This window comes from Streptomyces sp. NPDC007929 (assembly GCF_042959065.1).
Lineage (GTDB): Bacteria > Actinomycetota > Actinomycetes > Streptomycetales > Streptomycetaceae > Streptomyces.
The window spans coordinates 400,134-413,308 of the sequence record NZ_JBIBKD010000004.1 but is presented as its reverse complement, the minus strand read 5'-3'; the positions used below and the strand labels follow the sequence as shown (position 1 = coordinate 413,308).

The 13,175-nt window shown below is 72.4% G+C and carries 15 protein-coding genes; 6 read left to right on the top strand and 9 right to left on the bottom strand.

The features are described from left to right. The first annotated feature begins 18 nt into the window (after window positions 1-18). Window positions 19-1,302, top strand: coding sequence for an MFS transporter (locus ACFZDE_RS15450; protein ID WP_391200205.1), 1,284 nt, complete (start codon window positions 19-21; stop codon window positions 1,300-1,302). Here ACFZDE_RS15450 and ACFZDE_RS15445 read toward each other — a convergent pair. Beyond that, window positions 1,281-2,144 (bottom strand): hypothetical protein, encoded by an 864-nt coding sequence (locus ACFZDE_RS15445; RefSeq protein ID WP_391200204.1) that lies wholly within the window; start codon window positions 2,142-2,144, stop codon window positions 1,281-1,283. The two genes, ACFZDE_RS15450 and ACFZDE_RS15445, sit on opposite strands and share 22 nt — an antisense overlap. A gap of 350 nt (window positions 2,145-2,494) precedes the next feature. After that, a complete protein-coding gene (locus ACFZDE_RS15440; RefSeq protein WP_391200203.1) occupies window positions 2,495-2,935 on the bottom strand; it encodes a peptidoglycan-binding protein in 441 nt (146 codons plus the stop codon). Between the two features lie 180 nt (window positions 2,936-3,115). Between ACFZDE_RS15440 and ACFZDE_RS15435 the strand changes: the two genes are divergently transcribed. The 3 genes from ACFZDE_RS15435 to ACFZDE_RS15425 are packed head-to-tail and all read left to right on the top strand — an operon-like array spanning window position 3,116 to window position 5,294. Next, the gene (locus ACFZDE_RS15435; RefSeq protein WP_390995766.1) at window positions 3,116-4,186 is read left to right on the top strand and encodes a Rieske 2Fe-2S domain-containing protein; all 1,071 of its coding nucleotides are present in this window, start codon (window positions 3,116-3,118) and stop codon (window positions 4,184-4,186) included. Then, window positions 4,183-4,362, top strand: coding sequence for a hypothetical protein (locus ACFZDE_RS15430; RefSeq protein WP_390995763.1), 180 nt, complete (start codon window positions 4,183-4,185; stop codon window positions 4,360-4,362). Before ACFZDE_RS15435 ends, ACFZDE_RS15430 begins: the two co-directional genes overlap by 4 nt. Continuing rightward, the gene (locus ACFZDE_RS15425; RefSeq protein WP_391200202.1) at window positions 4,359-5,294 is read left to right on the top strand and encodes a 2Fe-2S iron-sulfur cluster-binding protein; all 936 of its coding nucleotides are present in this window, start codon (window positions 4,359-4,361) and stop codon (window positions 5,292-5,294) included. The genes ACFZDE_RS15430 and ACFZDE_RS15425 overlap by 4 nt, the downstream gene beginning before the upstream one ends. A 57-nt stretch (window positions 5,295-5,351) precedes the next feature. On the opposite strand, the gene ACFZDE_RS15420 is transcribed toward ACFZDE_RS15425, so the two are convergent. The 7 genes from ACFZDE_RS15420 to ACFZDE_RS15390 all read right to left on the bottom strand — a co-directional run bounded on the left by ACFZDE_RS15420 (window position 5,352) and on the right by ACFZDE_RS15390 (window position 11,609). Beyond that, on the bottom strand, window positions 5,352-6,083 hold the full coding sequence (locus ACFZDE_RS15420; protein ID WP_391200201.1) for an FCD domain-containing protein: 732 nt from the start codon (window positions 6,081-6,083) through the stop codon (window positions 5,352-5,354). Window positions 6,084-6,121: 38 nt separating this feature from the next. Further along, window positions 6,122-7,123, bottom strand: a complete 1,002-nt coding sequence (locus ACFZDE_RS15415) for a proline racemase family protein (RefSeq protein WP_391200200.1) — start codon at window positions 7,121-7,123, stop codon at window positions 6,122-6,124. Between the two features lie 4 nt (window positions 7,124-7,127). Next, window positions 7,128-8,018, bottom strand: coding sequence for a dihydrodipicolinate synthase family protein (locus ACFZDE_RS15410; RefSeq protein WP_391200199.1), 891 nt, complete (start codon window positions 8,016-8,018; stop codon window positions 7,128-7,130). Next, window positions 8,015-9,379 carry an FAD-dependent oxidoreductase gene (locus ACFZDE_RS15405; RefSeq protein ID WP_391200198.1) on the bottom strand — a complete coding sequence of 455 codons (1,365 nt, stop codon included), beginning with the start codon at window positions 9,377-9,379 and terminating at the stop codon, window positions 8,015-8,017. The genes ACFZDE_RS15410 and ACFZDE_RS15405 overlap by 4 nt, the downstream gene beginning before the upstream one ends. Beyond that, a complete protein-coding gene (locus ACFZDE_RS15400; RefSeq protein WP_391200197.1) occupies window positions 9,369-9,704 on the bottom strand; it encodes a 2Fe-2S iron-sulfur cluster-binding protein in 336 nt (111 codons plus the stop codon). The genes ACFZDE_RS15405 and ACFZDE_RS15400 overlap by 11 nt, the downstream gene beginning before the upstream one ends. After that, a complete protein-coding gene (locus ACFZDE_RS15395) occupies window positions 9,701-10,855 on the bottom strand; it encodes an FAD-dependent oxidoreductase (RefSeq protein ID WP_391200196.1) in 1,155 nt (384 codons plus the stop codon). The genes ACFZDE_RS15400 and ACFZDE_RS15395 overlap by 4 nt, the downstream gene beginning before the upstream one ends. Window positions 10,856-10,943: 88 nt before the next feature. Then, window positions 10,944-11,609: a hypothetical protein gene (locus ACFZDE_RS15390; protein WP_391200195.1), complete on the bottom strand. Its 666-nt coding sequence runs from the start codon at window positions 11,607-11,609 to the stop codon at window positions 10,944-10,946. Between the two features lie 238 nt (window positions 11,610-11,847). Here ACFZDE_RS15390 and ACFZDE_RS15385 point away from each other — a divergent pair, with 238 nt between their 5' ends. Both ACFZDE_RS15385 and ACFZDE_RS15380 read left to right on the top strand, forming a co-directional pair. Continuing rightward, complete coding sequence (locus ACFZDE_RS15385) at window positions 11,848-12,507, top strand: helix-turn-helix domain-containing protein (RefSeq protein WP_391200506.1); 660 nt, start codon at window positions 11,848-11,850, stop codon at window positions 12,505-12,507. A gap of 32 nt (window positions 12,508-12,539) precedes the next feature. Continuing rightward, window positions 12,540-13,070, top strand: coding sequence for a toxin-antitoxin system, toxin component (locus ACFZDE_RS15380; RefSeq protein ID WP_390996654.1), 531 nt, complete (start codon window positions 12,540-12,542; stop codon window positions 13,068-13,070). The last annotated feature ends 105 nt before the right edge of the window (window positions 13,071-13,175 follow it).

Genomic DNA, 13,175 nt, shown 5'->3' with positions numbered 1-13,175 from the left:
CAGGGGAGGGTGAGGGGCGTGACGAAGACGCAGACGGTTTCCCCGCCGACGAAACGGCCCGTTCGCCAGCTCCTCGCCGCCTCCGTGGGCAACGCGGTCGAGTGGTACGACTGGTACGCCTACACGTTCCTGGCCACCTACATAGCCGCCCAGGTGTTCCCGAAGGGCGCGGACAACTCGCTCGTGCCGCTGCTGTCCACGTTCGCGGTGTTCGCGGTCGGCTTCTTCATGCGGCCGGTGGGCGGGCTGCTGATGGGCGCGGTCGCGGACCGGCACGGACGGCGGGCCGCCCTCACGGTCACCATCCTGCTCATGGGCGGCAGCAGCCTGCTGGTCGGGCTCACCCCGACCTACGCCTCGGTGGGCGTGCTGGCGCCGGTGATCCTGGTGCTCGCCCGGCTGCTCCAGGGCCTGTCCGTGGGCGGCGAGTTCGCGGCCTCGACGACGTTTCTGGTGGAGTCGGCGGGTCCCGGCCGGCGCGGGCTGTTCTCCAGCTTCCAGTACGTGTCGACGACCGTGGGGCAGCTGGTCGCCTCCGGCATCGCCGCACTGCTGGTGGACACGCTGAGCGACGGGCAGATGAACGGCTGGGGCTGGCGGGTGCCGTTCGTGCTCGGGGCCGTGCTGAGCCTGGTCGGCTTCTGGATCAGGCGGGGCGCGCAGGAGACCCGCAGCGCCGAGCAGCAGCAGGCGCCGCGCCCGGGCCTGTTCGAGGCGCTGCGGCGGCACCCGCGCGAGTCGCTCCTCATCGGCGGCATCACGGCGGGCGGCACCATCGCCTACTACACGTGGACGTCGTACCTGCCGACGTACGCCGAACTCAACGCGGGCATCGAGAAGTCGGACGCGCTGCTCGCGGGCACGATCTCACTGGCCTTCTTCGCGCTGCTGCAACCGCTCGGCGGGCTGCTCTCGGACCGCTTCGGCCGCCGTCCCCTGCTGCTCTTCTTCGGCCTGGGCTTCGCGCTGCTCGCCGTGCCGCTGCTGCACGTCCTGCGGGACTCGTTCGCCGTGCTGCTGCTGGTGCAGTGCGCGGGCATGGTGCTGCTGACCGGGTTCACCTCGATCAGCGCGGCCGTGAACGCGGAGATCTTCCCGCCCCGGGTCCGCGCGGCGGGCATCGGTTTCCCCTACTCCCTCACGGTGGCCCTGTTCGGCGGCACGGCCCCGTACGTCGGCACCCTGTTCAAGGAGATGGGGCACGCGGGGCTGTTCCCCTGGTACGTCGCGGTGCTCTGCCTGGTGTCGTCGGTGGTGTATCTGCGGCTTCCGGAGACGGCTCACGCGCCGCTGCGGCGGTGAGGGGGTGCGCCGTCGGGGACCGGCTCGCCGTTTCCCTCGGGGCCGTGCGGCTTGTCGTCGGGTCCCGCGCCGTCGGGCGATCCGGGGGCGGGTGCCGACTGCCCCTCCCGGACGGCGACCCGCTCGGGGTTGACCACGGCGTCGGTGGTCCGGCCGACCTCCGACAGCGTCATCTGGGCACGGTCGTCGACGAGACGCGTCACCAGGTGCTGAGCGGCGCCGAATGCCGCGGCCCAGGCGAGGACCTGCGCCCTGCTGTCGAGGTCGCTGAGCCCGGGGACGAAGGCGCCGCGGATCAGCAGCAGCCCGAGGAATGCCGACAGCGCGCCGGTGGGCAGCTTCAGCACCGCCGACGCCAGGGGCAGCATGTAGGGGGCGTCGGTGCCGCGGATGCGGCGCAGCGACGCGATGACGGTGAGGGCGGCGCCCGCGAGTCCGGCGATCTCGACGGTGAGGATGTCCGTCGTGCGGGCCAGGCTGCTCGGGTCGGTGTCGGCCGGCTGATTGTGGAACTCGGCGGTGGGGCACACGACGGTGACCGAGCTTCCGGAGCCGCCCACGGGTGAGAAGCACAGGCTCAGCGAACTGGGCGAGAACCATCCATAGAGGGCCAGGTTCACCACCCCGATCATCACCAGGACCGTCGCCGCCCAGAGGATGTTGCGCAGGCTGCGCACCCGGGCCAGTTCGTCGTCCAGGCTGCGATAGGCGGCGTCGAGTGCCCGGCCCATGAGGTCCCGGTCGCTCGCCGTGATGTCGCCGGAGATGATGGCACGCAGTCGCAGGGCGAGCCGGACCCGCCGTGGGTCGTCCGCGTCCAGATGGTCCTTGACCAGCGCCATGACCTCACTGACACGGCCCGCGGCTTCTTCGTCGGAAACCAGTTGAATCAGCAGCACCTCGGCGTTGCGGATATTCGAGCAAACGCCCTCACGGGCGGCCGACCCCGACCACAGCTTATGCCATCCGAAATCCTCGTCCGCGGCCTTCAGGGCCTTTTCCAGATGGCCTCGCATTCCCTCGACGAGCGCTGTCCGGTCACCCGCCGGAAGTCGGCCGCTCTCATACTCCAGCTCGGCTTCGAGATAGGAGATGCGAGCTCTGGCGCGGGCGCGCCATGCAGTCCGTGGCGGCCCGCTGCGCCGACCTGTCCTTCGGCTGCGCATACGGGCCGTCCGGCTTTCGGTTCCGGTCATCCGTGCACTGCGGGCACATGGAGCTTGTTCCAGGACGTCCGCCCCGGAATGCCGTCGGCCTCAGGGCCACTGAAACCGAGCTTGCGCTGCCATTTGGCGTACGACTTCTGGTCCGAGGAACTCCAGGTCGAGTCGGGTCCGCCGGAGTACATGGAGCAGTCCTCCTCGATGAGGCGGTAGCCCATGGCCTCGATGATGGGATCGCTCACTGACGGTTGGAAGAAGTCTGCCCCTGGAAAGGGCTCGCACTCGCCATCACCATCCGTTTCCTCGGGAGGGGCCACGCGAATTCTCTGGCCGGGGCGAATGATGTCGGGATCCTTGATCTGTGGGTTCCACTCCAGAATCTGATCCAAGGTCACGTGATGCATCTGCGCGATCTTGGTGAGATTGTCACCGCGCTTGACTACGTAGAACTGCGTCCTTGTCTTTTCCATGCATCCAGACTAGGACAACCGTCCGCGACAATAAACCCCGGAATTCCGTTTCGATTTCACTTTTTGACGCGGAAACCGCTGACGCTGTAAACGTACCTTCCGCCTGACGGAAGGGCCGTTGCGGTGCCCGGAGGGCCGCCCCGACGATGACGGCACGACCAGAGACGGGAGCCAGCGCCCATGCCTCACATGACCGCCTTCGCCAGGAACCAGTGGTACGTCGCCGCCTACAGTCACGAGGTCGGGAGGGAGTTGCTCGGCCGGACGATCCTCGGCGAGACGCTCGTGCTGTACCGCACCGAGGAGGACGGGACGCCGGTCGTGCTGCACGACCGGTGTGTGCACCGCCGGTATCCGCTGTCACAGGCGCCGACGCGGCTCGACGGGGACCGGATCGTGTGCGGGTACCACGGGTTCACGTACGACACCTCCGGTACGTGTGTGTACGTGCCCGGGCAGAAACGCGTGCCCCGCACGGCCCGGATCGCCTCCTACCCGGTCGTCGAGCAGGACTCGTTGGTCTGGGTGTGGATCGGCGACCCGGCCCTCGCCGACGCGCGGTCCATCCCCCGGGCGCGGCACCTCGACTCCCCCGGCTGGGTCACCGTACGCGGCATGGAGCCGATCGACTGCGACTACGGGCTGCTCGTCGACAACCTCCTCGACCTGTCCCACGAGACGTATCTGCACGGCGGTTACATCGGCACGCCCGAGGTCGCCGAGACGCCGATCACCACCGAGGTCGACGAGGGCGCCGGAATCGTGCGGGTGAGCCGGCACATGGACGACGCCGCATGCCCGCCGTTCTACGCCAGGTCGACCGGCATCGAGGGCCGGATCACCCGCTGGCAGGACATCGAGTACCACGCCCCCTGTCTGTATCTGCTGCACAGCCGGATCGCCCCGGTCGGTGTGCTGCCCGAGGCGGACGGCAGCGACCCGAACGGCTTCCACACCGAGATCACGTACGCGATCACGCCGTCCGGCGACGGCACGGTCTACGACTTCTGGGCGGTCTCCCGGGACTGGGCGACGGACGACGCCGAGGTGACCGAGTTCCTGCGGGGCAACAACCACACGGTCGTGATGCAGGACGTCACCGCGCTCAACCTGCTGCAGAAGACCCTGGGCACCGAACGCACCGGCTATCAGGAGCTGAGCATCAACATCGACACCGGTGGTCTGGCCGCCCGCCGCATCCTGGCCCGGCTGGTGGAGCAGGGCGAGAAGCCCGTGGAGCAGGTCCGGTGACCGCTCCGACCGGCGAGATCTACCGCATCGACTGGCTGCCCGGCACCGACACGCTGCACGGCACCTGCCACTGCGGCCGCGAGCACACCGCGCAGGACCCGGTCGAGATGTGGGAGTGGATGCTCGCCCATCCGCAGGGGCACTCGGTCGACGAGCCACGAGGAAACAGCTCATGAGCGTACACGAGGCCCAACTCGTCGTTGCGAAAAAGGAGTTCGCGGCCGAGGGAGTGCTCGCCCTGACGCTGCGCCATCCGCTGGGTGAGCCGCTTCCGGGCTGGGAACCGGGTGCCCATGTCGACGTCCTGCTGGAGCCCGGTCTGGAGCGGCAGTACTCGCTGTGCGGTGATCCGGCGGACCGGTCGGTCTGGCGGATCGCGGTGCTGCGCGAGAGCGCCGGGCGGGGCGGTTCGGTCCATGTGCACGAGCGGTTGGGCGAGGGGGCCGAGGTGCGGGTGCGCGGTCCCCGGAACAACTTCGCCCTGGAGCCCGCTCCCCGCTACCGGTTCGTCGCGGGCGGCATCGGCATCACGCCGATCCTGCCGATGCTGGCGGCGGCCGAGGCGGCGGGCTCGGAGTGGACGCTGCTGTACGGCGGGCGCACCCGCGGCTCCATGGCGTTCGGCGAGGAACTGGCCCGCTACGGGGACCGGGTGACGATCGCGCCCGAGGACGAGACGGGCCTGCTGGATCTGTCCTCCGTGCTGGACGACGTGGCCGACGGCACGCTCGTCTACTGCTGCGGGCCCGGACCGCTGCTGGACGCGGTCGAGGCCCGGTGCCCGTCCGGGCTGCTGCGCGTCGAGCGGTTCCGTCCCAAGGAGCGGGAGAGCGGCGACGGCACCGAGTTCGAGGTGGAGCTGGCGCGCAGCGGCCGGACGCTCACCGTGGCCCCGGACGTGTCCGTGCTCGACACGGTGCGCGAGGCCGGCGTCGAGGTGCTGTACTCCTGCACCGAGGGCACCTGCGGCACCTGCGAGACGGACGTCCTCGACGGCGAGCCGGACCACCGTGACTCGGTGCTGACCGAGGACGAGCGCGCGTCCGGGGAGACCATGCTGATCTGTGTGTCCCGCTGCCGCGGGAAGCGGCTCGTGCTGGACCTGTGAACCGGCCACCGATACGCCGTCCCGGGCTCGGTCTCCCGGGCACCGGGACGGCACCGGTCAGGCGCGGCGGTCACCCTTCAGGCCCGGCGATGACCCGTCAGGCCCGGCGGTCATCCCTCGGGGCGCGGCCCACAGGCCCCGGACATGTCCGAGGTGCCGGGCCATCACGGCTCGTACGGCCTCCTCGTCCCGGGCGAGCAGCGCGTCGAGGATCTCCAGGTGCTCCTCGGCGGACGCCTCCAGCCGCCCCTGTTCGACCAGTGCCGTCAGGCCGTAGAGCCGCGAGCGGCGTCGCAGGTCGCGTACGACGTCGACGAGATGGCCGTTGCCCGCGAGGGCCAGCAGGCCGAGGTGGAAGCGCAGGTCGGCCTCCACGTAGGCGATGAGGTCGCCGGCCGCGGCGGAGGTGACGATCTCCTGGGCGACCGGACGCAGCGCTTCCAGGGCGACGGGGTCGGCGGTGCGGGCCAGTTCCGCGGTGGTGGGGATCTCGATCAGGGCCCGGATGTGCTTGTACTCGTCGAGCTGTTGCTCGGAGACGGCGGTGACTCGGAAGCCCTTGTTGGGCACGGTGTCGACCAGGCCCTCCTTGGCCAGGTCGAGCATCGCCTCGCGCACGGGCGTGGCGGAGACGCCGAAGCGGGCGGCGAGGCCGGGGGCCGAGTAGACCTCGCCGGGCCGCAGTTCACCGGCGATCAGGGCGGCCCGCAGCGCGTCCGCGACCCGCTCCCGGTGGCTGGGCTTCCTGCTGCCCAGCACGGGCAGGGCGGGGGTGTGCTGCGGGGCCATGGCGGTCGGGGTTCCTCTCGTGTGCGCGTACGGGGTGCCTACAGGACGAAGCCCGCCGGGAACGGGTCCTCGGGGTCCAGCAGGTACTGGGCGGTGCCGGTGATCCAGGCGCGTCCGGTGAAGCTGGGCAGCACGGCCGGGTGTCCGGCGACCTCGGTCGTGCCGAGCAGTCTGCCGGTGAACCGGGTGCCGATGAAGGACTCGTTCACGAACTCGGTGTGCAGCGGGAGTTCGCCCCGGGCGTGCAGCTGGGCCATGCGGGCGCTGGTGCCGGTGCCGCAGGGCGAGCGGTCGAACCAGCCGGGGTGGATGGCCATGGCGTGCCGGGAGCGGCGGGCGTCGGAGCCGGGGGCGGCCAGGTAGACGTGGTGGAGGCCGTGGATGGAGGGGTCCTCCGGGTGGACGGGCGGACCCGCGGCGTTGACGGCGGCCATCAGGGACAGGCCGGCCGCGAGGATCTCGTCCTTGCGCTCGCGGTCGAAGGGCAGGCCGAACTGCTCCAGCGGCAGGATCGCGTAGAAGTTGCCGCCGAAGGCGAGGTCGTACGTCACCGTCCGGCCGTCGGCGAGGGTCGCCTCGCGGTGCAGGCCGACGGCGAAGGAGGGCACGTTGCGGAGGGTGACGGACTTGGCCGCCCCGTCCTCGACGGCCACCTCGGCGACGACCGGTCCGGCCGGGGTGTCCAGCCGGATGGTGGTGACCGGCTCGACGGCCTCGACCATGCCGGTCTCGACGAGCACGGTCGCCACGCCGATGGTGCCGTGCCCGCACATCGGCAGATAGCCGGAGACCTCGATGTAGACGACACCCCAGTCGCAGTCGGGCCGGGTCGGCGGCTGGAGGATCGCGCCGCTCATGGCGGAGTGGCCGCGCGGCTCGTTCATCAGCAACTGTTTGACGTCGTCGCGGTGTTCACGGAACCACAGCCGCCGTTCGTTCATGGTGGCGCCGGGGACGGTGCCGATGCCGCCGGTGATCACACGGGTCGGCATGCCCTCGGTGTGCGAGTCGACGGCGTGCAGGACGAGTCGGCTGCGCATGGTCTCAGCTCGCTCCGGCCGCGACGGCCTTCTCCGTGGCGGCGCGGACCGCCGCCTCCTGCTCCGGCAGCAGGGGTACGCGCGGCGGACGGCAGGGGCCGCCGTGCCGTCCGACGATGTCCATGGACAGCTTGATGGCCTGGACGAACTCCACCCGTGAGTCCCAGCGCAGCAGCGGATGCAGCTGCCGGTACAGGGGCAGCGCGGTGTCGAGGTCGCCGTCGACGGCCGCGCGGTACAGCTCCACCGAGGTTCGGGGCAGGGCGTTGGGGTAGCCCGCCACCCAGCCCTTGGCGCCCGCGACGGCCAGCTCCAGCAGGACGTCGTCGGCGCCGATCAGCAGGTCCAGTTCCGGGGCCAGTTCGGCGATCCGGTAGGCCCGGCGGACATCTCCGGAGAACTCCTTCACCGCCTGGATGTGGCCCTCGCCGTGCAGCCGGGCGAGCAACTCGGGGACGAGGTCGACCTTGGTGTCGATCGGGTTGTTGTAGGCGACGACCGGCAGGCCCGACCGGGCGACCTCGGCGTAGTGGGCGAGGACGGCGCGCTCGTCGGCGCGGTAGGCGTTCGGCGGCAGCAGCATCACCGCGCGGCAGCCCGCCTCGCCGGCCTGCTCCGCCCAGCGCCGGGACTCCGCCGACCCGTACGCGGCGACGCCGGGCATGACGCGCTCCCCGCCGATCGCGGCGACGGCCGTCTCGACGACCCGGGCCCGCTCCTCGGGTGTGAGCACCTGGTACTCGCCGAGGGAGCCGTTGGGCACGACGCCGTCGCAGCCGTTGTCGACCAGCCAGGCGCAGTGCTCGGCGTACCGGTCGTGGTTCACCGAGAGGTCGTCGTTCAGCGGCAGCGCGGTGGCGACGAGGACGCCGCGCCAGGGGCGGTGTTCGGTCATGACTGTCCTTCCTGGGGGTGTTGCCGGGCGAGGACGCCGAGCGGTACGGGCCGGGCGAACGGGCGCCTGGCCGGGGTGGGTGCGCGGTCGGCGAGAGCGGCGACCGCGGTGCCGCACATCCGGCCCTGGCACCAGCCCATCCCGGCCCGGGTGAGCAGCTTCACGGTGCGTTCGTCGCCCGCTCCGAGGTCCAGGGCCTCGCGGACGGACCCCGCGGTGACCTCCTCGCAACGGCAGACCACGGTGTCGTCGGTGAGTTGTTCGGGCCAGTGGGCGGGCGGCGCGCAGGCGGCTTCGAGGGCGGCCGCCGCTCGCCGGAGCCTGCCGCGGGCCTGGAGGGCGGCGGGGGCCGGACCGGGGGTGGTGCCGCGCAGGTGGGCGGCGGCCGAGCAGCCCGCGATGTGCCCCTCGGCGAGGGCCAGGGCGGCGCCGCCGATGCCGGTGGCCTCGCCCGCCGCCCACACGCCGGGCACGTTCGTGCGCTGCTCGGGGTCGACGGCCACGGTGAGGGAGTCGAGCCGGCAGCCGAGGCTCTCGGCGAGGTCGGTGTGCGGAAGCATGCCGTGGCCGACGGCGAGGGTGTCGCAGGGCAGGTGCCGTGCGTTGCCGGGCCGGACCCGCCCGTCGGTGTCGAGCGCGGCGACGGTGACGCCGGTCAGCCGGTCCTCGCCGTGGGCGCGCACGACGGTGTGCCGGGCGAGGACGGGGACGCGGTGGCGCAGCAGCCCGGCGGCGTGTCCGGCGCCCTCGAGGAGCTTGCCGGAAAGGCCGGGGGCGTGCCGGGCGAGGCGGCCCGGGGCGGTGGACTCTACGAGTGCGGCGACCTCGACGCCGGCCGCGGCGAGCCCGGTCGCCACGGGCAGCAGCAGTGGCCCGGACCCGGCCACGACGGCTCGGTGCCCCGGCACCACGAGGCCGCCCTTGAGCATGGCCTGGGCTCCCCCGGCCGTGACCACGCCCGGGAGGGTCCAGCCGGGGAAGGGCAGTACGTGCTCGTAGCCGCCGGTGGCCAGGAGCACGGCGCGCGCGTGCACCTCGGCGGGCTCCTCCTGCTCCGGGCCGAGCAGGGCGTGCACGGTGAATTCGTCCGACGTCCGCTCCACGCACCACACGTGGTGTTCCGTCAGGACGCCTACGGCGCTGGCTTCGAGCCCGTCCCGCAGCCGCTCCCAGGTCCGCCACTGGTGGTGCAACGCCTCGGGCCGCCCGGCACCGAGCCCGGCGGCGGGCTGCCGGTAGAACTGCCCGCCGGTCCGCGCGGCGGCGTCGACGAGCACGACCCGGACACCGCGAGCCGAGGCGGCCAGGGCGGCGGCGAGCCCGGCCGGTCCGGCGCCGATCACTACGAGGTCAGTCCGCATGACGGGCCTCCTCATGACCGGCGCCGCTCTCCTCATGGCCCGTGCCGTCCTGGGTGCCGATCTCGTCCCCGGGCCGCACCGGCACCAGGCAGGCCCGTTGATTGGGGCTGCCGTTGACGGTCACCAGGCAGCCGAAGCAGACGCCGATGCCGCAGAACACCCCGCGCGGACGGGCCTCGCCCCGGGTGGAGCGCCAGGACGTCACGCCTGCCGACCACAGCACGGCGGCGACCGTCTGACCGGGCAGCGCCTCGACCGGACGTCCGTCGAACGTGACCGTGAAGGCGGGGCCGGGCCTGGCCCCCGCCAGCTCCAGCGGGTTCACTCGGCCTCCTCGGTGAAGCGGTCGGGCCGGAACGGGCCGAGATCCAGGTCGGGCGTCCGCCCGGTCAGCGCCTGGGCGATGAGATGCCCGGTGCCGGTGGCGAGCCCGATGCCCGCGCCCTCGTGCCCGCAGGCGTGGAAGAGCCCGGGCACCCTCGGGTCGGGGCCGATCGCGGGCAGGTGGTCCGGCAGATACGGCCGGAAGCCGGCGTACGTCCGTATGGCCCGGACCCCGGCGAGGAACGGGAAGAGCGCGGTCGCCCCGGCCGCCAGCGCGCGCACCGCCGGGAGGGACAAGGACCGGTCGAAGCCGACCCGTTCGCGGCTGGCGCCGATGAGGACCGGTCCGGCGGGGGTGCCCTCGACCACCGGGGAGGTCTGCAACGCCGCCGAGTCGCTGGCGACGTCGGCCACGTAGTCGGCGGCGTACACCTTGTGCCGGATGCGGGGCGGCAGCGGTTCGGTGACCAGCACGAAACCCCGCCGGGGCCGTACCGGCAGCAGGACCCCGGCGCGGGCCGCCACCTCGCCGCCCCAGGTACCGGCCGCGTTGACGACCGCGGGCGCGTGCAGGTCGCCGCGGTCGGTGCGCACGCCGCGCACCGCACCGCCCGGGCCGCGCAGGACCGCGGTCACCTCGCGGCCGGTGCGCACCCGGGCCTTGGAGGCGCGCAGCAGTTGGGCCGCCGCGAGGGCGGGCATCACCTGGGCGTCCTGGGGGTAGTGCACGCCGCCCGCGAGGCCCGGGGCGAGGCTGGGCTCCAGGTCGGTGAGCCGGTCGGGCGGCACCGGGACGGCCTCCACACCGGCCGCGCGCTGTTCGGCTGCGAGCTTCTCCAGCCCGGCCAGGGCCCGGTCCGTACCGGCGACGACGACACCGCCCTTGGCCTCGTACTCGACGGCCGGGCCCAGCCCCTCCCGGGCCAGTGCGGCCCAGAGCCGGGCGGACAGCAGGGCCAGTTCGAGCTCCGGTCCGGGTTCCTTGTCGGAGACGAGGAGGTTCCCCTCCCCCGCCCCGGTCGTGCCGCCGGCCACCGGGCCCCGGTCCACCACGACGGTGTCCAGGCCGGCGCGGGCCGCGTACAGGGCGGTGGCGGCGCCGACCACACCGGCTCCGACCACCACGACATCGCAGGTCAGCGACTCGCTCACGTCAGTACCATGTCACACACCACAGGGTCTGGGAAGGGTGCGGACGACGACGGGCGCACGCGTGGAAGCGGTCGGAGTGGGGCTGCGGTCAGTCGGCGGCGGGGACGACCCGCAGGTGGGACACGGTCGCGGCGCGGCGGGTACGGCGCTCCCGGGACGTGGGGCGGCGGGCCTCGCGCAGGACGAATGTGACCCGGGCGCAGCCCAGTTCCTCGAGCGTCCTGGACGTCTCGACGACGACCCTGCACTCGGTGGCGCCCCGGCGCGGATCGGGGTGCAGCAGCGGCCGTACGGCGCCGTCCTGCTCGACGGCGTCCTCGCCGACCGCGCGGATCCAGTGTGCCAGGCCGTGCCGGTAGGCGGCCTCCATGATCGGGTCCTGGGCGATGTCGCGGCGGATCGCCTGGAGGCCGTGGTCGGGGCCGTGGCCCTCCACGGTTCGGGCGAAGTGCGCGAGCATCGGCAGGCACCAGCTGGCCTCGTGGTCGCCGAGCACACCGGGGGCGTCCGGGTGGAACAGCACGAACCTGAGGAAGTTGTCGCCCGGCATCGCCGTCGGGTGCGGTCCGACCTCACGGAAAAGTGACCGGAAGGCGCTGTTGGTCAGCACCACGTCCCAGCAGTGGTCGACGACGAGGGAGGGGAAGGAGACCCCTTCCAGGAGCCCGGCGTAGTCGTCCAGGTAGGCCTGGGCCTCGGGAGTCTCGGGGACGGGCCGCGGTGCCGGCCGCTGCCCTCCTGCCTGATATGCCATCGGGAGGTCACCCCTCTTGCCTGTGCGGCCTTGACGCGGCGCCCCGATCCTGCTGCCCCGGGCTGAGGCGTGTCAACTATCGTGGCATTCCATGCCTGTTGACGGCTGAAATTGGCCACAGTTGTGGCGAGACCTGGATGTGAGTTCGAAGCACCGGCTACGCTCCGGGAAGTTCACGCCGGGGTAGGTCGCGGCATCCACTTGTGAGAAGCCTGTGAGAGACGTAGGAGATCTGTCGGTGACGGGTGGCTTCGTCGAGGGTCCGGGCGCCATGCCGACGGCCGTGCTACAGGCCGTCGTCTCCCGTGTCGGCGCGCTCGCCGACCGGCTCGGCGTGCCGCACGCCGAGGTCTTCGACATCGGCCGACTGTCCGTCGCCTCCGGGGTCCCCGATCCCGTGGTCAAGGCGCTGCTGTGCGGCCGCCCCGCGGGTGAGCCCGATGTCCAGGCCCGGTTCCTGCAACGCCTGGACCTGTTGCGCCGGACCCGGCTCAAGCCCAACGGCCGAAAGTACACCCAGCAGGAGATCGCCGACGGCGCGGGCATGTCGCGCCAGCAGGCCGGGGCCCTCATCAACGGCGACCGGCGGCCGACCATGGAGCACTGCGACGCCCTGCAGAGGTTCTTCCGGGTACACGCCGGGTTCCTGACGGCCGAGGACCCCGAGGCGCTCGTGAGCGCCCTCCAGCACACCGAGCAGGACCTGCTGCAAAAGCTCGCCGACCGCGAGCGGGAGGCGGCCGCGGCGGCGGACGACCCGCTGGAGCGGCTGCTGCAGGACCACGGCGTGCGCGGCATCGCCTGGCGGGCCGCGCAACTGCCCACCGACCAGCACCGCGACAAGGTCGCGGAGTGGCTGGACATGCTCCTGGAGAGCGTCAAGCGGCCCGAGTCGTGACCGTGGGGAGAACTGTGGGCATCGGTAAGGAAATGCGCCGTCTGTGCGGCGAGCTGGTCGCGGAGCTGACCCTCCCCGCGCCGGCCCGCCCGGAGGAGCTGTACGCCGCCCTGTGCGACGGCATGAGCAGACGCCGCGGCCGCCCCGTGCTCTTCCGTACGGCCGCGTTCCCGCCCGGGACCGCGAGCGGGCTGTGGCTCGACATGGCCGACCAGGACCTCGTCGTGATCGAGGAACGCACCGCTCCCGATCACCAGTTGGTGATCCTGGGCCACGAGCTGTGGCACATGAAGGCCGGGCACTGCTCCCACCACGTCGAGGGCGCGGCCGTGGCGGCCCGGCTGCTCGACGAGGGCGCGGATCTCGAGGCGACGGTGCTGAAGGTCGCCGCGCGCACCCGTTTCGACCTCGACGACGAGATGGAGGCCGAGAGCTTCGGCCTGCTGCTCGCCAGCAAGTGCCGGGCGTGGCTCGCGGGTTCGTCGTCGCGGGGGCCGGTGCAGCGGGATCATCTGGCGGGCCGGATCGAGGCGTCGCTGGGGTATCGCGGGCCGCAGGGCTGACGCGGGTGGTGGGTTCGCCCGCCTGCGCCGAGCGGGCGAACCGGAGGGCGGCGGGACCTGATTGTCAGTGGTGGACGGCAAGCTGGAGGGGCGCCACCGCCGTGC

Excerpts from the sequence above, each read along its gene's own strand:
- ACFZDE_RS15425 (WP_391200202.1), top strand. The coding sequence starts at position 4,359 with ATGAGCGTACACGAGGCCCAACTCGTCGTTGCGAAAAAGGAGTTCGCG.
- ACFZDE_RS15410 (WP_391200199.1), bottom strand. The coding sequence starts at position 8,018 with ATGACCGAACACCGCCCCTGGCGCGGCGTCCTCGTCGCCACCGCGCTG.
- ACFZDE_RS15405 (WP_391200198.1), bottom strand. The coding sequence starts at position 9,379 with ATGCGGACTGACCTCGTAGTGATCGGCGCCGGACCGGCCGGGCTCGCC.
- ACFZDE_RS15420 (WP_391200201.1), bottom strand. The coding sequence starts at position 6,083 with ATGGCCCCGCAGCACACCCCCGCCCTGCCCGTGCTGGGCAGCAGGAAG.
- ACFZDE_RS15390 (WP_391200195.1), bottom strand. The coding sequence starts at position 11,609 with ATGGCATATCAGGCAGGAGGGCAGCGGCCGGCACCGCGGCCCGTCCCC.
- ACFZDE_RS15380 (WP_390996654.1), top strand. The coding sequence starts at position 12,540 with ATGCGCCGTCTGTGCGGCGAGCTGGTCGCGGAGCTGACCCTCCCCGCG.
- ACFZDE_RS15435 (WP_390995766.1), top strand. The coding sequence starts at position 3,116 with ATGCCTCACATGACCGCCTTCGCCAGGAACCAGTGGTACGTCGCCGCC.
- ACFZDE_RS15440 (WP_391200203.1), bottom strand. The coding sequence starts at position 2,935 with ATGGAAAAGACAAGGACGCAGTTCTACGTAGTCAAGCGCGGTGACAAT.
- ACFZDE_RS15445 (WP_391200204.1), bottom strand. The coding sequence starts at position 2,144 with ATGGCGCTGGTCAAGGACCATCTGGACGCGGACGACCCACGGCGGGTC.
- ACFZDE_RS15415 (WP_391200200.1), bottom strand. The coding sequence starts at position 7,123 with ATGCGCAGCCGACTCGTCCTGCACGCCGTCGACTCGCACACCGAGGGC.